Genomic DNA, 18537 nt, shown 5'->3' with positions numbered 1-18537 from the left:
GTCGTCTCCAGTCAGGCGTGGTTGCGGTGCGCCCGCGCGTGCCGCCAGGCTTGCACGGCGGCATCGGCGAAGCTTGTGGATTGGCCCGCGTACTGCGCGGAGTCGCCGAGCCGGTCGAGCGTGGCGTCGTCGAGCAGGCCCTGGTGCGATGGATCGTCGGCCAGCGTGCGCGCCAGCGCGTCGCGCAGCGTCGTACCGTCGGCCACGGCGCGGCGCGACGCCTGCTCCACCAGATGATGGGCGGGCAGCCGGCCGATGCGCCGGCCGAGTTCGAGCATGGCCGCTTCGCCAAGGATCAGGCCATGCGTGATATCGAGGTTCTGGCGCATGCGGGCAGCGTCAACCTGCAGGCCGGCCACCACGTCGGTCATCTGGCGCAGCGCGCCGGCGGCCAGCGTGACGATCTGCGGCAAGGTGTCCCACTCGGCCTGCCAGCCGCCCAGCGCGCGCTCGTGCTCCTGCGTCATGCCGGCCAGCATCGTGGCAACCAGGGGCGGCATCCGCACGGCCGCGGTCAGCACCGCCGCGCAGCCCACGGGGTTGCGCTTGTGCGGCATCGTGCTGGAGCCGCCCCGGCCCGGCCCCGATGGTTCCGCCACCTCGGCCACTTCGGTCTGCATCAGCAGCGAGATATCGCGCGCCATCTTTCCCAGCGTGCCGGTCAGCATGCCAAGCGTGGTGGCCACTTCGACCATGCGGTCGCGGTGCGCATGCCACGGCAGCGCGGGAAGATCGAGTTGCAGCCCCTGCGCAAGCTGCGCGGCAACCGCCGGCGCGGCGTCGCCCAGGCTGGCCAGCGTGCCGGCCGCACCGCCGAACTGCACCGCCCGCCCGTGCGTGCGCGCCAGGTCAAGTCGGGCCAGATCGCGGCGCAAGGCATCGAGCCAGCCGGCGGCCTTCAGGCCAAACGTGGTGGGCAGCGCGTGCTGCAGCCAGGTGCGCGCCACCATCGGCGTGGCGCGATGGGCGACGGCCTGCGCCGCACAGGCATCGCCAAGAGCCAGCAGGCCGGCATCGATGTCCTGCAAGGCGTCGGCAAGCTGCAGCACCAATGCCGTATCGATGATGTCCTGGCTCGTGGCGCCCCAGTGCACGTAGCGGCCGGCCTCGGCATCGCGCTGGGTGACGGCGGCCGTCAATTGCTTGACGAACGGAATTGCCAGGTTGCCGGCCGAGGCGGCGGCCTGCGCAAGCGCGTCGAAGTCGATCACCTTGGCCGGGTCGCCGGCACAGACCTGTTCGATGATCTGGGCGGCCGCTTCGGGAATGACGCCGCAGCGTGCCTCGGCGCGCGCCAGCGCGGCTTCCACATCGAGCATGCGGCGCACCGTGCCGGTGTCGGAAAAGATATCGAGCACGGCGGGGCTGCCGAACATCGGATCGGTCAGGCGGGAAAACGTTGGCATGGTCGGTTGGGGGCGAACCGTTTGAGTTGCCGGCAAGGAATGCGCCGATTGTGATGCAAAACGCGGCACCGGTGTGAGCCGGCGCCGCGTTCATGCCAGGCGGGCAACGATGGCGACGTATCAGATATCGAAGAACACCGTTTCGCCCGGGCCCTGCAGCACGACGTCCCAGCGGTAGCGGTTCTGGCCTTCGGCCCTGGCGATCAGCGTGTCGCGCCGGTCGGCGGGCACCCGCGACAGCACCGCATCGGCGCCGTGCGCGGCCGTGTCCTCGGGAAAGTACAGGCGCGTGGCCACATGCTTGACCAGTCCCCGCGTGAAGACCGACACCATGATGTGCGGCGCCTGCGGACGCCCATTGCCATCGGGCACGGTGCCGGGCTTGACCGTGGTGAAGCGGAACGAGCCATCGGCCTCGGTGGGCACACGGCCAAAGCCGGTGAAGCCCGGCACCAGCGGCAGTTCGCGGGCATCTTCGGGATGACGGTAGCGGCCGGCAGGGTTGGCCTGCCAGATCTCGGCCATGCCGTCGGGCACGGGTTCGCCGCGACCATCGACCACGCGGCCTTCGATCACGATGCGTTGCGCGGCCAGGTCGGGCGCGTCGGCGGTCAGGTCGGCGCAGTTCAGGCCGGTCAGGCCGATATGCAGGTACGGACCTACGGTCTGGGATGCGGTGGCGTACAGCATGGCCTTACTCCATCGGCGTGGCATCGCGGCCACGCAGCACGATATCGAAACGGTAGCCGAGCGCGTACTCGGGTGCCGTGGTTTCCCAGTCGAACGTGGCGATCAGGCGATTGCGCGCCTTCTCGTCGGGCACGCACTGGAAGATCGGGTCGTACGCCAGCAGCGGATCGCCCGGGAAATACATCTGCGTGACCAGCCGCGTGGCGTAGGCGTTGCCGAACAGCGAAAAATGGATGTGCTGCGGCCGCCAGGCGTTGTGATGGTTACGCCAGGGGTAGGCGCCCGGCTTGATCGTCTTGAACTGGTACTGGCCGTTGGCGTCGGTGATGGTGCGGCCTTCGCCGGAAAAGTGCGGGTCCAGCGGCGCGTCGTGCTGGTCGCGCTTGTGCGTGTAGCGGCCCGCGGCGTTGGCCTGCCAGACCTCGATCAGCGCGTTGGGCACCGGACGCCCGTTCTCGTCCAGCACGCGGCCCGTGACCAGCATGCGTTCGCCAATCGGCGCGCCGCCGTTGCCGACGGTCAGGTCGTTGTCGCCCTCGCGGACGAACTCGGGACCAAACGTCGGCCCCGTGACTTCGGACAGCGACTGCGGCAGCGCGATCAGCGGCTGGGCCGGCGAGCGCAGTTGCGTCGAGGCATAGGGGTCGAAACGGTATTCGGGCTGGGTGTCCCAGTACGGCCGGCGGTACTGGGCGGGGCGATCGGAGCGGTGGGGCATCGCGCTGTCTCCGTTGTTGGTGTGAATCGATGGGGTGGACTGTATGCAACGTCAGAAGTCATGTAAATTGAGATTTGGCGTAATTACGATGAATTTTTATAATGGAACGCCCTCCCGCGCCCCACTCCGCCGTTGATGCCTTTCGCAGCCGCATCCGGCTGCGGCACCTGCACTGCTTCGTAGCCGTGGCCCAGGCGCAGCATCTGGGGCGGGCCGGCGAGCAGCTCGGCCTGACGCAGCCGGCGGTGTCGAAGACGCTGACCGAACTGGAGGAACTGGTCGGCGCCCGGCTGCTGGTGCGCCAGCGGGCCGGCACCAACCTGACCGCGGCCGGCATGCGCTTCCTGCGCCATGCGCTGCGGATCCTCGAGGACATCGACGCCGCCGCCGACAGCCTCGCGGCCAGCGACGCCACGCGCCACGAGCGCATCCGCGTGGGCGCCCTGCCCAGCATCGTGCCCGCGCTGCTGCTCGATGCCGTGACCGCCTTCCGCACCACGCATCCCGAGGTGGCGCTGGCCGTGCAGAGCGGCATGAACCGCACATTAATCGACCTGCTCAAGGCCGATGTGCTGGACGTCGTGATCGGCCGCATGGACGACCCGGCGGCCATGGAAGGGCTGTGGTTCGAATCGCTGGCGGCGGAGCCGCTGGTGCTGGCCGTGCGTGCCGGACACCCGCTGGCGGCGCAGCCCCGCCCGAGCCTGCGCGACGTGGTGGCGTGGCCGATGGTGGTGCCGGCCGTCGGTTCCATCCCGCGCCACAGCACCGAAAGCCTGCTGGCCCGCCACGGCTTCGCGTTGCCGGAAGGCTGCCTGGAAACCGCCGACGCCTACCTGGGGCGCCTGCTCACGCAGCAGGGCGACAGCGTGTGGGCCGCGCCGTTGTCGGCCACGCGCCGGGCGGTGGCGGCCGGCGAAATGGTGCTGCTGCCGGTCGATACGCAAGGCACCGAGGAACCGATCGGCCTGCTGCGCCGAAGCGACCGCACGCTGGGGCCGGTAGCCGAGGCGTTTGCGGAAACCATCCGGCGCATCGCGGCCCAGCCCGGCTGAGCCGATCCCGGCCGCCGTTCAGCCGTCATTGAGCCGGGGGCCTGATCGCTGCGCGGCACTTTTGCCATTCGTCCCGCCCGCGCCGAAAAAAATCTTGCGACCCCTTCCATCCCGCCGCCAGCCCTTTAGCCACGCGGGCCAGCGCGCTTTGGCCCCCGTCGGCCGTCGCCCCGCTTGCGGGTTAACGCCGATATTTCGCCGCGAAAAACGCTGCGTATGATCCGTTCCTATCGAGAACATGAGTTCGCCTTTAGAACAAACAAGGCGAATCACGAACAAGAAGCGCCCGACAGACCGCCTGATCGGGCCTGAAACGATCCGAAGAACGGAGACCCCATGTCCCAGCCCCCGCGCCCCGCGACTGGCACGCTCGACGTGCAGTCATTTATCGACAGCCACCGCTTCTCCGCGTATCAGTGGCTCATCCTGATTCTATGTTTCCTCATCGTCGCGATTGACGGCTTCGATACGGCGGCCATGGGGTATATCGCCCCGGCCCTTGTCCAGGAGTGGGGCATCGAGAAATCGTCGCTCGGGCCGGTCATGAGCGCCGCGCTGTTCGGGCTGGCGTTTGGCGCGATCTTCGCCGGGCCGATGGCCGACCGCGTGGGCCGCAAGCGCGTGCTGGTGCTGTCGGTGTTCTTCTTCGGCGCATGCAGCCTGGCCACGGCCTTCGCACCGTCGGTGACGTGGCTGACCGTGCTGCGATTCCTGACGGGCGTCGGGCTTGGCGCCGCGATGCCCAATGCGGTGACGCTGATGTCCGAGTACGCACCGGCCCGCCGCCGCGCAATCCTGGTGAACACGATGTTCTGCGGCTTCCCGCTAGGGTCGGCTGGCGGCGGCTTCTTCGCGGCAGCCATCATTCCGCATTTCGGCTGGCACAGCGTGCTGGTCTTCGGCGGCATCGTGCCGCTGGTGCTGGCCGTGGTGCTGGTGGCCGCCCTGCCGGAGTCGATCCGCTACATGGTGGTGCGCCAGTACCCCGCCGACCAGATCCGCAAGGTGCTGGCACGCGTGACCGGCGCCGCGCTAGGCGCCGCACAGGTGTTCACGATTAACGAGGCGGCGCCCGCAGCCAGGTCAGCCGTGGGCACGGTACTGGCGCCGCGCTATCGCGTGGGATCGGCCATGCTCTGGCTCACGTACTTCATGGGCCTGGTGATCTTCTACCTGCTGACCAGCTGGATGCCGACGCTGATGAAGGACGCCGGATTCACGCTGCAGCGCGCCTCGCTGCTGACCGCGCTGTTCCCGCTGGGCGGTGGCATCGGCACGATTGCCGCCGGCTGGTTCATGGACCGCTTCAACCCGAACAAGGTGATTGCGTTCACCTATGCGCTGACCGGCGTCCTGATCTACACCGTGGGCCATGGCGCGGGCGGCGACCAGTTCGTACTCGGCCTGCTGATCTTCCTGGCCGGCACGGCCATGAATGGCGCGCAGTCGTCGATGCCCACGCTGGCAGCGAGCTTCTACCCCACGCAGGGCCGTGCCACCGGCGTGGCCTGGATGCTCGGCATCGGCCGCTTTGGCGGCATTGCCGGTGCGCTGCTGGGCGCCGAACTGCTGCGCATGCACCTTGGTTTCGACGCCATCTTCACGCTGCTGACGGTGCCGGCGTTCATCGCCGCCGGGGCACTGGTGGTCAAGCAGTTCTCCGGGGCAGGCGCCGCAGCGGACGGCGGCGAACCGGCCGGCCAGACCGTGGCCGGGCACTGAGAGACGGCCGCGGCACCGCGAGGCGAAGTGCGCCGATCCCGCTTCGTCCCGCCAATCGGCTGCGCTATGGCGAAAACGCCATTACGTGCTACCGTTGCGAAGAATGGGACGGCACGCTACGGCGCACACTTTTGGAACCCCGATCCGCGTCAGACAACCTCTTTTTCATCGGCTTCATGGGGGCCGGCAAGACGACGATCGGGCGAACCGTCGCGCGTCGGCTTGGCCGTCCGTTCTTCGATACCGACCACGAGATCGAATCGCGCTGCGGGGTGCGCATCACCACCATCTTCGAGCTGGAAGGCGAGGAAGGTTTCCGCCGCCGTGAAACGCGCATCCTCGACGAACTGACGCAGCGCAGCGGCATCGTGCTGGCCACCGGCGGCGGCATCGTGCTGCGGCCCGAAAACCGCGAAATGCTGCGCGCCCGTGGCCACGTGATCTATCTGGACGCGGCGCTGCCCGAACTGTGGCGCCGCGTTCGCCGCAACCGCAACCGCCCGTTGCTGCAAGTGGACAACCCGCGCGCCCGGCTCGAAGCCCTGTTCTGCGAGCGCGATCCGCTCTACCGCGAAATCGCCCACCTGATCATGCCGGCCCATGCGGGCACCGTGGCACAGGCGGCCGCCAGCGTGCTGGCCCAGCTGGGCCTGGCGACCGACCCCTCCGACCCTTCCGAAGCTGGCGACCCGCCCGAACCGGGCGACCCTTCCGAGCCTGGCGGCCAGACCGCCGCCCCTGACCCCGCCACGCACGATTGAGCCCCCGGCCGACACCGGATTCGGACTGCGCCGACACCGGGCCGCCATCGGGCGTGGCAAGGTCGGAACAAGTCGTGGCGACGTTTGAACTTCGCGCCCGGCGCGTGGCTCTGACGGTGACACCACCCTGAATGCAGGAGGTTCCCCATGCGGCTGCAAGGCAAGACGGCTCTGGTCACCGGTGGCGCGGGTGGCATCGGCCGCGCCATCGCGTTGCGCCTGGCCCAGGAAGGCGCCGATATCGTTGTTGCGGTGCACAAGCTCGACGCCGAGTCTGCGGAGACGGCCGATGGCGTGCGCGCCGCGGGCCGCCGCGCCCATGTGGTGGCGGGCGATATCGGCAACGTGGCGCAGGCCTTTGCCATCGTCGACCAGGCCGTGGCGGCGGTCGCACCGTCCGGCAGCCTCGACATCCTGGTCAACAACGCCGGCGTCGAAGTGCGGGCACCGTTTGCCGAGGTGTCCGAGGCCGACTACGACCGCGTGCTCTATACCAATCTTAAGGGGCCGTTCTTTCTCACGCCGCAGTTCGTGAAGCACCGGCTGGCGCGCAAGCTGGGGGGCAAGGTCATCAACATCAGCTCCGTGCACGAAGACCTGCCTTTTCCCCATTTCACGAGCTACTGCGCCAGCAAGGGCGGCCTGCGCATGATGATGCGCAACCTGGCCATCGAACTGGCACCGGCCGGCATCACGGTCAACAACATCGCACCGGGTGCCATCCAGACACCGATCAACCGCAAGCTGATGGCCGACCGCGCCGAACTGCAGGCGTTGCTGGCCAGCATCCCGCTGGGGCGGCTGGGCAAGCCCGACGAAGTGGCCGGACTGGTGGCCTACCTGGCAAGCGCCGATGCCGACTACATCACCGGCGCCACGCTCGTGATCGATGGCGGACTCCTCTGGAACTATGCGGAACAATAACGTCGAGTCGGCCGGCGGCACGCCGCATGTCCCCGCCCGAACGGAGCCCGCCAAGGCGGATGCCGACCCGCATCCCGCAGCCCCGGTTTCCGCGCCGGCCGCCACGGCTGGGGCCTCGGGCCCGGGGCCGGTGCCGGGCCTGCCCCCGTTGCCGCCGCATTGCCACGGGCACGCGCCCGCGATCACCCATTTGCCCACCCCCGCCCCGTGCACGCTGCCGGGATGCGCGGACGCCGACACCATGTCGCCAGCGGAACGCTATGCCGAGCTGTTCGTCGCCGTGCAGGCCAGCGGCATGTTTGCGGACAGCAAGACCTTTCCCGACTGCATTCCGCTCGATGCGCCCGAGGCCATCCTGTCGCGCTACCGCGCCGAGCGCGACGCGCCCGACTTTTCGCTCGAAGCCTTCGTGCGCAACTATTTCGCCCGCGAGACGGTTCCGGACGATCACTACCAGTCCGATCCGGACAATTCGCTGCGCGAGCACATCGACGGGCTGTGGCCCGTCCTCACGCGCGAACCGGCCGAACATCCGCCGCGATGCTCGCTGCTGCCGCTGCCCCAACCCTATGTCGTGCCTGGCGGGCGCTTCCGAGAGCTGTACTACTGGGATTCGTACTTCACCATGCTGGGCCTGTCGGCCAGCGGCCGGCACGACCTGCTGCGCGCCATGGCCGACAACTTCGCCTACCTGCTGGACACCTACGGGCTGGTGCCCAACGGCACGCGATCTTATTACCTGAGCCGTTCGCAGCCGCCCGTATTCGCGCTGATGACCGACCTGTTCGAAGACCAGGGCGTCGATGCGGCGGTACGCTACCTGCCCCAGCTCGAGCGCGAATATGCGTTCTGGATGGACGGCGCCGCCCACCTGGCCCCCGGCACCGCCTACCGGCGCCTGGTGCGCCTGCCCGGCGGCGCATTGCTCAACCGTTACTGGGACGACCGCGCCCATCCGCGCGAGGAAGCGTACCTGGAAGACGTGGCCACGGCCCGGCGCGCCGACCGGCCCGCGCACCTGGTATTCCGCGACCTGCGCGCCGCGGCCGAATCGGGCTGGGACTTCAGTTCGCGCTGGTGCGACCCGGCGCCGGCTGGCAGTCAGCCAACCTGCGACCTGGCCACCATCCGCACCACGGCGATCCTGCCCATCGACCTGAACGCCCTGCTCTGGCATACCGAGTGCCGCCTGGGCGAACTGTGCGAGCGCGCCGGCGACATCGACCGCGCCACGCGCTATCGCGAAGCAGCGGACCATCGCCGGCTGGCCATCGCCACGATCATGTGGGACGCCGGCACGGGCGCGTTCGTCGACTTCGACTGGCATCGCGGCACGCCACGTCCCTGCCTGAGCGCAGCCACCCTGATGCCGCTGTTCCTGGGCCTGGCCACCGCGGAACAAGCGGCGCAGGTGGCGGGCGTGGTGGCCGCCCGGCTGGTCGAGGAAGGCGGCCTGGCCACCACGGAGATCGATTCCGGCGAGCAATGGGACCGGCCCAACGGCTGGGCGCCGCTGCAGTGGATCGGCATCATGGGCCTGCGGCGCTATGGCTGCGACGCGCTGGCCGACGACATTGCGCACCGCTGGCTCCAGACGGTGGCCAGCCTCTATGTCTCGGAATACAAGCTGGTGGAGAAATACCGGCTGCAGCGCCGCCGCACCGGAGGCGCCGAGGGCGGCGGCGGGGGCGAGTACCCGCTCCAGGACGGCTTCGGCTGGACCAACGGCGTGGTCAGCGCCCTATTGGCACTGTATCCATGGCACCCGGCGCAACGCAGCAAGGCGGGCCGGCCGGACACTGGCGAATGATGGCTTGACCCCGCGCGGGTCGCGATGAAACAACGGCTGGCGGGGCGTGCCACGGCCCCCAATCGGAATTTCATTCCTTTGTTCAGAATTCCGCGACGCAATAGGGCGTTTCCCCGGGATTGTTCCGCATACGCCAATAACTCATGTGAGTTATTGGCGTAGCTGGCAGGGAACGTCACACTGATGCGGGGTCATTTCGACACGACTCCAAACGACTTGGCAACTCTTACTACCCCGACGATCCCGCGCGTCGGGGTATTTTCTTTTGGGAGCCCGACCTGGCCTCCCCGCCCACGCCGGGCACCACATTGCGCTGGATCAACAGTCGCTCACCCGTCACATCCGGACACAAATTTCGGGCCTTTCCGGATGCAAGATGGCGCCTCGCTCATTCACTCATGACGGAGGTCCAGCATGAAACAGCACGACAAATCCAATGCCGGTGGTCTCGATGAAGGCACGGCCGGCCCCGACGCGGGCGATCGGTCACGCAGCGGCGGCAAACCGCGTACGAGCCGCGCCAGATCCGCCCGCAAGCCGACGTTCGCGGCGTTCCTCAAGACGATTCCGCCTGGCGACGCGTACGACGACCAGGACTTCGCACGGATTCACTGACGGGGGGGCCGGCACATGTACCTGATCGATACCGATGTCATCAGCGAAAGCCGCAAGGGGCGCCGGGCCGATCCCGGCGTGCGGGCCTTCTTCGACGATGCCGAGGCCGATGGCCACGCCCTGTTCGTGTCGGTGGTCACGATGGGAGAACTGCGGCGCGGCGTGGAACTGAAACGCTTCCGGGGCGACCGGCAGCAATGCCAGGCGCTCGATGAATGGCTGCTGGCGGTCCAACGTCGCTACGCACACAACATCCTTGGCGTGGACGGCCGCGTGGTCGAGCTATGGGGCCACCTGCGGGTGCCCCATCCGGAGAACCCGCTGGACAAGATGATCGCGGCCACCGCCATGATTCACGGGCTGGCCGTCGTCACGCGCAACGTGCGGGACTTCGCCCAGACCGGCGTGCGGCTGATCGATCCTTTCGGCAGGGGGCCGCCGGGGCCACGCATGCCGGCCCCCGTGCCGCATTCACGTGCCGGACGACGGCCGGCGGCGACCCGCCTCAGCTCGCACTGATGCCCTTTGCCTTGACGATGGCGCTCCAGCGGTCGTAGTCCTTGTTGAGCCGCGCCTGCATCTGCCTGCCGTCCTGGAACGACGCGATGGCGCCGGCGCTGACCAGCTTCTGCTGCAGTTCCGTGTCCTTGCCGAGGATGTCGCGCGTTTCGCTGGCGATGCGATCGACGACAGGCTGCGGGGTGGCCAACGGCGCAATAAGGCCGCCCCAGGAATCGAAGTCAAAGCCCGGGAAGCCCTGCTCCGAGACGGTCTTCACGCCCGGCAGCAGCACCCGGGCGTTGGGTGAGCTCAGCGCGATGGCCTTGAGCTTGCCGGCGCGGATATGGGGCAACGCGGCGACCACGTCGGCAAACATGATGCCCACCTGGCCGCCCAGCAGGTCGGCCACGGCCGGGGCGCTGCCACGGTAGGGCACGTGCAGCACGTCGAAGCCGCCCAGGTCCTTGAGCTGTTCCATGGCCAGGTGACCAAAGCTGCCGGTGCCCGAACTGGTATAGCTCAACGGGGCCTTGCTGGCCTTGGCAAAGCGGATCAGGTCGGCCAGCGTCTCGACATGCGGCACCACGGCCGGGTTGATGACGATGGCCATCGGCAGCACATAGACCGTGGCCACGGACAGGAAGTCCTTCTTGACGTCGTAGGCGTTGGTCTTGTACATCAGCGGCGCCAGCAGGGCCGGCATGCCGAACATCGACAGGTTGTAGCCATCGGCCGGGCTGCGGAGGAAGCTGGCCGTGCCGATCGACCCCGAGGCACCGGGCTTGTTCTCGATGATGACCTGCTGCCCGAGCCGTTCCGACAGCTTCTGCGCCACGATGCGCGCGGCGGTATCGGTGGGGCCGCCGGCGGGGAAGGCCACCACCATCTTGATGAACTTGTCGGGCCAGCCGGTCTTGGCCAGCACCGAGGGCATCACGGCGGCCATCGACGCGGCGGCACCCGCCTTCAGTACCTGGCGGCGGCCCAGTAGCAGCTTGGTCATTGTCTTGTCTCCTGTCGATCGAAAATTCGGGGTGTCAGATCACGCCCCGGGATTGCAGATCCGCGATGGCGTTGTCGTCGAGCTTCAGCAATTCCTTGAACACCTCGTGCGTGTGCTGGCCCATGTGGGGAGGCGGCATGCGCACCGGCAGACGCTGGCCATCGAACGCATAAGGCGGGGCCAGCACGGCCTGTGTGCCGGCCTCGCTGTCTTCGAAGCGATGCAGCAGGCCCGCCTGCGCGGTACGTTCGGATTGCAGGGCGTCGAGCATGCCCAGCACCTCGCCGCACGGGATCTGGGCAGCCGTCAGGCGCTGCAGCAGGTCGGCACGCGTGAAGCGTTGGAGCCGTTCGCGTACCTGCGCAAGCAGCACGTCGCGATGCGCCGAGCGGGCCGTGTTGGTGGCAAAGCGTTCATCGTCCGCCCATTCCGGGCAGCCGATGACGTCGCGGCAGAATCGCTGGAACTGTCCGTTGTTGCCCACCGTGATGACCAGCGGCCCGTCGGCCGCCTCGAACACGCCATAGGGGACGATGGACGGATGCGCATTGCCGAACTTGGGCGTATCGCCGGCCTTGAGCAAGGCCTCCATGCCGTAGTAGGACGTGATCATTACGCCGCAGTCGTAGAGCGCCATTTGCACGTGGCGGCCGCGGCCGCTAGCCTGGCGCGCGAACAGCGCGGCCAGGATGGCCTGGGCGGAATACATGCCCGTGAACATGTCCACGGCCGCCACGCCGAACTTCAGCGGGCCTTGGCCGGCCTCGCCGTTGGTCGCCATCACGCCGGACTCGCCCTGCACCACCAGGTCGTAGCCAGGGCGTTCGGCTTCCGGGGTGAACCGGGCATAGCCGGAAATCGAGCAGTAGACCAGGCGCGGATTGATTTCGCTGAGCTGTTCGTAGCCGAGGCCGAGTTTCTCGGCGCCGCCCACCTTGAAGTTCTGGATCACCACGTCGCACTGCGCGGCGAGTTGTCGCGCCAGCGCCAGGCCCGCTTCGCTTTGCAGGTCCAGCGTCACCGACCGCTTGTTGCGGTTGGCGCTATTGAAGTAGGAGGTATTGCGCGTGCCGATGCGCACGCCCCAGTCGCGGGTATCGTCACCCCGGGCGGGATGTTCCACCTTGATGACGTCCGCGCCAAGGTCACCCAGCGCCATCGCGCACATCGGGCCTGCCAGTACACGTGACAGGTCCAGCACCCGCACGCCGGCCAGCGGCAGCGATGCCATGTTTTCTTGCTTCATTTTGATGCGTCTCCCCGCGTCCGGATCGGTTCCTGCCAAGGAGGTCCGGTTGTCTTTACGAGCAAGCATTGTCCATATGTTCCCAATCCTTGACAATTGCAACCGGATTTCAACATATCTGCATACTCAAGGTTGACAATGGACCTGAACGCGCTCGCATTGCTGGTCGATATCATCGACGCCGGAAACCTGAGCCGCGCCGCGAGCCAGCTGGGCATGAGCCGCGCCAATGTGAGCAAGCGGCTCAATCATTTCGAGCGGCAACTGGGCGCCGAACTGCTCAGGCGGAGCACCCGGCAGCTCGAACCCACCGAACTGGGATGGCAACTCTACGAACATGGCCGCGCCATCCGCCAGGAACTGATGGCCGCCCAGGAATCGGTGCAGAGCCTGGGCAAGCGCCTGAGCGGCACGGTGCGGCTCAGCGTGCCGAGCGGGTTCGGCCAGCACACCATGTCGGCGTGGTTCATCGAATTCATGACGATGTACCCGGCCATTACGCTCAACGTCATCTTCGATAACGACATCGAGGACCTGATCAAGGGGGCGGTGGACTTCTCCATCCGCGTCATGGCAGAAGCGCCAACCAATGCGGTGGCCCACAGCCTGGGCGATGTCGAATATGTCGCCTGCGCCACCCCGCAGCTCGTACGTCAATACGGCATGCCGCGCACGCTCGACCAGTTTCGGGACCTGCCGCTGATCACGTCCGAACTGACCGGCCAGAAACTGCATGCGGCCGGCCGGGCGGGCGCGGCGGGCGGGGTGCCCAATATCCGCCCCCGGCTGATGTCGGCAAACTTTTTCTTCCTGCGCGACGCCATCCTGAAAGGGCTGGGCGTGGGACTGGTGCCCCACTACATGGTCGATGGGGACCTGGCCGCCGGCACCTTGCTGCAATTGCCGCTGCCGCCCCAGGATCTGGCGTTCCTGCGCACCACCATGTACCTGTTGTACATGCCGGCCCGCTACCAGACGCGTGCCGTCACGACGCTGGTTGCCTTCCTGCGCGACAAGGCGGCCGGCCGCTGACCGATGCCCGCTCAAGCCCGCTCAAGCCCGGCCGGCGACCGGGCAGGCCTGCCATCGGCGGCTACACTTACGGCTTTACACCCTGCCTGGCCCGGCTCTCGCCGGGTTGCCATCGATGTCGCATCCCACGTCCCCCGCACCCGTCTCCCTGGTCGATTTCCGTGCCGAACCGGCGCCTGCCCACGACAACCCACGTCCCGACCGCCTGGTGGCGGGCAATCCGGATCGCACCACGTGGACGCACTACAGCGCCGAGCAGGGCGATTTCGACTGTGGCATCTGGGCGTGCCAGCCGGGCGCGTGGCGCATCGCCTTTCCGGCCGGCAAGGAAGAATTCTTCTGCGTGATCAGTGGCCGGCTGCGCATCACCAGCCATACTGGTAGCGCACGGGAGTTCGGCCCGGGCGATGCCTGCGTGATCCCCGCGGGCTTCGAAGGCGTCTTCGAAGTCATCGAACCGGTGCGCAAGCATTTCGTCGTGATCGATCGCAACGCGGGCTGAGCGGCCCGCAGGAGTTCCTGCCATGCCCAGCCACCGCGCCCTGCCGACCGTCCCGACCCTGCTCCTGGCCATTCTGGTTCTCGCCAGCCCGGCACACGCCGCGCAGCCCACGGCCACGCCGAGCTTCGACTGCAAGAAGGCAGAGGGCCAGATCGAACAGCTGGTGTGCAAGGACGCCGCCCTGGCGCGGCTGGATCGCGAAACCACCCGGCTCTACGGCCTGGCGCTCGATGCCCGGTCGCTGCCGACAGCGCAGAAGAAATCGCTGATCGCCGAGCAACGGGGCTGGATCAAGGGCCGCAACGACTGCTGGAAGGCCGACGACGCGCACGCCTGCACCACCACCACCTACCTGCAGCGCATCTTCGACCTGCGTCACGGCTACGCAGGCGCCCGCACCCAGGACGACCGGGGCATCAGCCGGGGCCCGTTCAATATCCGTTGCCCCGGCGTGGAGGCGGTGATCGCCGGCACCTTCGTGCAGACCGACCCCGGCTACGCCTATCTGCGATGGCTCGATCAGCAAATCGTGCTTCAGCAAGCCCCCGCGGCCTCGGGCGCGCGCTATGCCGCCACGCTCAAGGACGGCGAGGCCCAGTTCTGGGACAAAGGCCCGAATGCCCGGCTCGTCTTGCCCGGCAAACCGGAAATGGACTGCCGCGTGGAAATGACCGCCCACTGACCGCCCACTGAGGACGGCCTCACGCCCCAAGCGTGGCACCGGCACGACGTTCGCCACGTGCCCCCAAAGTTCCATTTGCCCGCTGCCGCATGCCTCCATATAATAACGATTCTCATTTCCACGGTATTCGTACCTCAGCAGGCCCGCCGCGGCGACAAGGAAAGGACAATGGCCGCCGACGCCGGTCCACATCAGGACATTCACGCGCTATACAGCAACCACCACCGCTGGCTGCTGGGCTGGCTGCACCGCAAGGTGGGCTGCTGGCACCGTTCGGCGGACCTGGCGCAGGACACGTTCATGCGCCTGCTGGCCCGCGAGGAATCCCCTTCCATCCTTGAGCCGCGCGCCTTTCTGACTACCGTCGCACAACGCGTGATGGCCAATCAGTGGCGCCGCGACAAGCTCGAACAGGCGTACCTGGAAGCACTGGCGCACCAGCCGCCGTCGCTGGTGCCCTCGGTCGAGGAACGCGCCATCCTGCTCGAAACCCTGCAGGAAATCGCCGAACTGCTGGATGGCTTGCCCGTGCCGGTGCAGCGCGCCTTCCTGATGGCGCAACTGGATGGCCTGAGCCAGTCCGACATCGCCGCTGCGCTGAGGATCTCCGTCACCACCGTCAAACGCTATCTGATCCGCGCCGGCACGCAGTGCTATTTCGCGATGGCCGCGTCATGACCCGCGCAACCGCCCCGACCGTTGCCGTCAGGTCCGAAGTGGCGCATGCCGCCGTGGAATGGCTGGTCACGCTGCAAGGCAGCGATGCCGATGACGCCACCCGTGCGGCATGGCGCCGCTGGCTCGATCAGCATCCGGAACACGCCCGCGCATGGGCGCATATCGAAGCCGTCAATGCCCGGCTGGCGCGGCTGCGCGGCGTGGCATCGCCGCTGGCCAGCACCGTGACCAGTGCCGCGCTGACGCCACCCCGGTCGGCCGGGCGCCGCCAGGCCGTGCGCGCGCTCGCCACATTGTTCGTGGGCGGCGGGGTGGCGTGGATAACGCGCGAACACACGCCGCTGCAGGGATGGCTCGCCGATGCCGCCACCGCCGTGGGCGAGCAGCGCCGGCTCACGCTCGACGACGGCACGCACCTGCGGCTCAATACCGATACCGCCATCGACATCGCGTTCTCGGCAACCGAGCGCCGCGTGGTCCTGAAGCGTGGCGAAATCGACATCGAAACCGCGCGCGATACCGCGCCCGCGCCGCGCCCGTTCGTCGTCGCCACGCAAGCCGCCACGCTGCGGCCGCTGGGTACGCGCTTCGCGGTACGGCATCTCACCGATGCGGGCTGGATTGGTGTGACCGAAGGCGCCGTATCTGTGAGACCCGCCGAGGCCGCCGCCGCCGAACGCATCGTCATGGCCGGCCAGGCCGCGCAGTTCACGGCGCAGGGCGTGGAGGCACCCGCGCCGCTGTTCGACGCCGCCACCGCCTGGACCGACGGCATGCTGGTGGCGGCCGACATGCGGCTCGATGCGTTCCTGGCCGATGTCGACCGCTACCGCCCGGGCCATCTGCGCTGCGATCCGGCCATCGCGGATTTGCGCGTGTCGGGCACGTTCCCCCTTGCCGACACAGACCGCATCCTCGACGCACTGCGCGGCATGCTGCCCGTACGTATCCATTTCCTGACCCGCTACTGGACCACGGTACTGCCGGCCTGATCGTCGTTCCCCGTCGCGCTACGCGGCCTCGCCGCTCCAGGCACGGATGATGTCCACCGCACCACCGTTCGCCTGGCAGGCCGCCTGGCCGATCTCGCGGGCCCAGTATCGTTCCGACCCGTCGGCCACGCGCCAGGCGTGCAGCCGTCGCGTGTAAAGCTGCAGGTCGTATTCGGCGGTCACGCCGATGGCCCCGTGCACGGCGTGCGCCATCGACGTGACCGGCGCAACCGCTTCGCTGGCCACGAACTTGGCGATGGCCGCGTGCATGCGATGCGGGGTCGCCCCATCGCCGGAGAATGCGATCTGCGCGGCCATGCGGGTGGCCGCCACGTGCTCGGCCATCACGCTGATCTGGTGCTGGATCGCCTGGAACTTGCCCACGGGCCGGCCAAACTGCACGCGGTCGTTGGCGTACTGCAGGGTCAGATCGAACACACGGGCGATGGCCCCGGCCATCTGCGCGGCATGCAGTGCGGCGCCTATCGTGCGCAGCGTGCCCGACGGCAAGGCAAAGGCTGACGCCGGCGTGCCGGCGATGCTGACGGCGAGGTCGCCGTGCACCCCGGTCGGCGCCACATCGGCGGCGTCGCGCGGCAGCAGCCAGGCGCGATCCGCGTGCTGCGCCAGGAACCAGCTTGCCGTGGCGCCGTCGGCAACCAGGGTCCGCGCTGGCACGCCGAAACTGGCCAGTGCGATGGGGCCGTCCGGTATCGCCACGCCGCCCGCGTGCAGCAGCGCGCGCGCAAACATCGTCTGGCCCAGCGGCAGCGGGGTCGCGTAGCGGCCGGTGACCCACAGCATCGGCAACAGGTTGCGCAGCGCGAGTCCGGCGTCGGGCAGCAGGCTGTCCGCGAAGCCGCTGGCATCGAGCTGCGTCCAGAGCGCGGATGCCGCGGACCCGGAACCCGCCTCGATGGCCCGCACCACGGCTGGCGTGCAGTGATCGCGCAGCACCGTTTCCAGCGCATTGGCGTAGATGTCGTCCATGCCCTCTCTCCGTGTCAGCGTAGGCCCAGGCCGCGCGCGATCATCCCGCGCAGGATCTCGCGCGTGCCGCCGCGCAGCGAATAGGTCGGCGAGATCTGGCTCACATAGGCCGCCGTGCGATACAGGTCGGCATCGGCGGCCAGGTCGGCATCGTCGCCCAATGCCGCCTCGGCCAGCGCGCCGATCGACTGTTCCAGCCCGGTGCCCAGGTCCTTGACCAGCGCGGCCTCGACCAGCGGGCTTTCTCCGGCTGCCAGCCTTGCGGTCACGGCCAGGGACATGGCGCGCAGCGTGGCCAGTTGCCCCATGATCCGCCCGACAGTCACCAGATCGCGCTGCACCGCCGGCTGCCGACGCAGGGCGGCCATCCATGCATCGAGCAGCACCACGCTCGAATACAGCCGTTCGGGGCCGCTGCGCTCGAAAGCCAGTTCCGCGTTGACCTGCTCCCAGCCGGCGCCCTCCTGCCCGACCAGCGCGTCGGCGGGCAACTGCACGTCTTCAAAGCTGACTTCCGAGAAATGCGCGTCGCCGGCCAGGTCGTGGATCGGCCGCACGGTCACGCCCGGCAGCGACAGGTCGACGATCACCTGCGACAACCCCTTCTGCCGGTCTGCGGTCTCGCCCGACGTCCGCACCAGCGCCAGCATGAAGTGGCAGCGGTCGGCATTGGTCGTCCAGATCTTGCGGCCGTTCAGGCGCCACCCGCCATCGGGCAGCGGCACCGCACGCGTGGCCACGCTGGCCAGGTCGGAGCCCGAATTGGGCTCGCTCATGCCGATGCAGAAGAACGCCTCGCCGCGGCAGATGCGCGGCAGGTAGAACGCCCGTTGTGCGTCGCTGCCATAGCGCAGGATCAGCGGGCCGCTCTGACGGTCGGCAATCCAGTGCGCTGAAACCGGCGCGCCGCAGGCCAGCAATTCCTCCACCAGCACGAAGCGCGAGAACGCGTCCAGACCGGCCCCGCCGTACTGCGCGGGCAGCGTGATACCGACCCATCCGCGCCGGGCCAGCGCGCGGCTGAAGCCGGCATCGAAACCCATCCACGAGCGTGCCCGTACATCGGGCGGCAGCGCGGGCAGGTGATCCCGCAGGAAGGCCTTCACTTCCTGCCGGAACGCGGCGGCCCCGGCAGGCAACGCGGTCAGCGCGAACGTGCCAAACAACGGATGCAATGTCGACTCCTTTACCGATCCATTTACCGGTTGCC

The 18537-nt window shown here is 68.2% G+C and carries 19 protein-coding genes; 12 read left to right on the top strand and 7 right to left on the bottom strand.

Annotated features, from left to right (window positions below):
* Positions 1 to 11: 11 nt before the first annotated feature.
* The 3 genes from AC24R4_RS09315 to pcaH form a co-directional block, all read right to left on the bottom strand.
* Positions 12 to 1406 carry a 3-carboxy-cis,cis-muconate cycloisomerase gene (locus AC24R4_RS09315; protein ID WP_487522810.1) on the bottom strand — a complete coding sequence of 465 codons (1395 nt, stop codon included), beginning with the start codon at positions 1404 to 1406 and terminating at the stop codon, positions 12 to 14.
* A gap of 120 nt (positions 1407 to 1526) precedes the next feature.
* On the bottom strand, positions 1527 to 2096 hold the full coding sequence (gene pcaG, locus AC24R4_RS09310) for a protocatechuate 3,4-dioxygenase subunit alpha (protein ID WP_400396241.1): 570 nt from the start codon (positions 2094 to 2096) through the stop codon (positions 1527 to 1529).
* Between the two features lie 4 nt (positions 2097 to 2100).
* Positions 2101 to 2814, bottom strand: a complete 714-nt coding sequence (gene pcaH, locus AC24R4_RS09305) for a protocatechuate 3,4-dioxygenase subunit beta (protein ID WP_400396239.1) — start codon at positions 2812 to 2814, stop codon at positions 2101 to 2103.
* Between the two features lie 101 nt (positions 2815 to 2915).
* On the opposite strand from pcaH, the gene AC24R4_RS09300 reads away from it, so the two are divergent.
* From AC24R4_RS09300 to AC24R4_RS09270, 7 genes are all read left to right on the top strand, one after another.
* A complete protein-coding gene (locus tag AC24R4_RS09300) occupies positions 2916 to 3869 on the top strand; it encodes a LysR substrate-binding domain-containing protein (protein WP_487522809.1) in 954 nt (317 codons plus the stop codon).
* A 336-nt stretch (positions 3870 to 4205) separates the two neighbouring features.
* Positions 4206 to 5591 carry an aromatic acid/H+ symport family MFS transporter gene (locus AC24R4_RS09295; RefSeq protein WP_487522808.1) on the top strand — a complete coding sequence of 462 codons (1386 nt, stop codon included), beginning with the start codon at positions 4206 to 4208 and terminating at the stop codon, positions 5589 to 5591.
* 176 nt (positions 5592 to 5767) lie between these two features.
* A complete protein-coding gene (locus AC24R4_RS09290; protein WP_487523002.1) occupies positions 5768 to 6352 on the top strand; it encodes a shikimate kinase in 585 nt (194 codons plus the stop codon).
* Positions 6353 to 6499: 147 nt separating this feature from the next.
* Positions 6500 to 7276 (top strand): SDR family NAD(P)-dependent oxidoreductase, encoded by a 777-nt coding sequence (locus AC24R4_RS09285; protein WP_487522807.1) that lies wholly within the window; start codon positions 6500 to 6502, stop codon positions 7274 to 7276.
* A complete protein-coding gene (treF, locus tag AC24R4_RS09280) occupies positions 7263 to 9086 on the top strand; it encodes an alpha,alpha-trehalase TreF (protein WP_487522806.1) in 1824 nt (607 codons plus the stop codon). The genes AC24R4_RS09285 and treF overlap by 14 nt, the downstream gene beginning before the upstream one ends.
* 414 nt (positions 9087 to 9500) lie before the next feature.
* A complete protein-coding gene (locus AC24R4_RS09275; RefSeq protein WP_487522805.1) occupies positions 9501 to 9701 on the top strand; it encodes a hypothetical protein in 201 nt (66 codons plus the stop codon).
* Between the two features lie 15 nt (positions 9702 to 9716).
* Positions 9717 to 10220 (top strand): PIN domain-containing protein, encoded by a 504-nt coding sequence (locus AC24R4_RS09270; RefSeq protein ID WP_487522804.1) that lies wholly within the window; start codon positions 9717 to 9719, stop codon positions 10218 to 10220.
* Here AC24R4_RS09270 and AC24R4_RS09265 read toward each other — a convergent pair.
* Complete coding sequence (locus tag AC24R4_RS09265) at positions 10207 to 11205, bottom strand: tripartite tricarboxylate transporter substrate binding protein (protein ID WP_400395961.1); 999 nt, start codon at positions 11203 to 11205, stop codon at positions 10207 to 10209. The genes AC24R4_RS09270 and AC24R4_RS09265 overlap by 14 nt on opposite strands.
* 34 nt (positions 11206 to 11239) lie before the next feature.
* Positions 11240 to 12451, bottom strand: a complete 1212-nt coding sequence (locus AC24R4_RS09260) for a CaiB/BaiF CoA transferase family protein (protein WP_400395963.1) — start codon at positions 12449 to 12451, stop codon at positions 11240 to 11242.
* 138 nt (positions 12452 to 12589) lie between these two features.
* Between AC24R4_RS09260 and AC24R4_RS09255 the strand changes: the two genes are divergently transcribed.
* The 5 genes from AC24R4_RS09255 to AC24R4_RS09235 all read left to right on the top strand — a co-directional run bounded on the left by AC24R4_RS09255 (position 12590) and on the right by AC24R4_RS09235 (position 16337).
* Positions 12590 to 13483 carry a LysR family transcriptional regulator gene (locus AC24R4_RS09255; RefSeq protein WP_153949384.1) on the top strand — a complete coding sequence of 298 codons (894 nt, stop codon included), beginning with the start codon at positions 12590 to 12592 and terminating at the stop codon, positions 13481 to 13483.
* A 115-nt stretch (positions 13484 to 13598) separates the two neighbouring features.
* The gene (locus tag AC24R4_RS09250) at positions 13599 to 13985 is read left to right on the top strand and encodes a cupin domain-containing protein (protein WP_153949383.1); all 387 of its coding nucleotides are present in this window, start codon (positions 13599 to 13601) and stop codon (positions 13983 to 13985) included.
* A gap of 22 nt (positions 13986 to 14007) precedes the next feature.
* The gene (locus tag AC24R4_RS09245) at positions 14008 to 14667 is read left to right on the top strand and encodes an MliC family protein (protein WP_487522803.1); all 660 of its coding nucleotides are present in this window, start codon (positions 14008 to 14010) and stop codon (positions 14665 to 14667) included.
* Positions 14668 to 14835: 168 nt separating this feature from the next.
* Positions 14836 to 15345 (top strand): sigma-70 family RNA polymerase sigma factor, encoded by a 510-nt coding sequence (locus AC24R4_RS09240; protein WP_487522801.1) that lies wholly within the window; start codon positions 14836 to 14838, stop codon positions 15343 to 15345.
* On the top strand, positions 15342 to 16337 hold the full coding sequence (locus tag AC24R4_RS09235; protein ID WP_487522800.1) for a FecR domain-containing protein: 996 nt from the start codon (positions 15342 to 15344) through the stop codon (positions 16335 to 16337). Before AC24R4_RS09240 ends, AC24R4_RS09235 begins: the two co-directional genes overlap by 4 nt.
* 18 nt (positions 16338 to 16355) lie before the next feature.
* Here AC24R4_RS09235 and AC24R4_RS09230 read toward each other — a convergent pair whose 3' ends face one another.
* Positions 16356 to 17327: an acyl-CoA dehydrogenase family protein gene (locus AC24R4_RS09230; RefSeq protein ID WP_487522799.1), complete on the bottom strand. Its 972-nt coding sequence runs from the start codon at positions 17325 to 17327 to the stop codon at positions 16356 to 16358.
* A 14-nt stretch (positions 17328 to 17341) separates the two neighbouring features.
* Positions 17342 to 18502, bottom strand: a complete 1161-nt coding sequence (locus AC24R4_RS09225) for an acyl-CoA dehydrogenase family protein (RefSeq protein WP_400396254.1) — start codon at positions 18500 to 18502, stop codon at positions 17342 to 17344.
* Positions 18503 to 18537 lie beyond the last annotated feature (35 nt).

The organism is Cupriavidus sp. CER-90 (assembly GCF_057652055.1).
The sequence above is the reverse complement of the archived record's forward strand: the minus strand, read 5'-3'. Positions and strand labels throughout refer to the sequence as shown.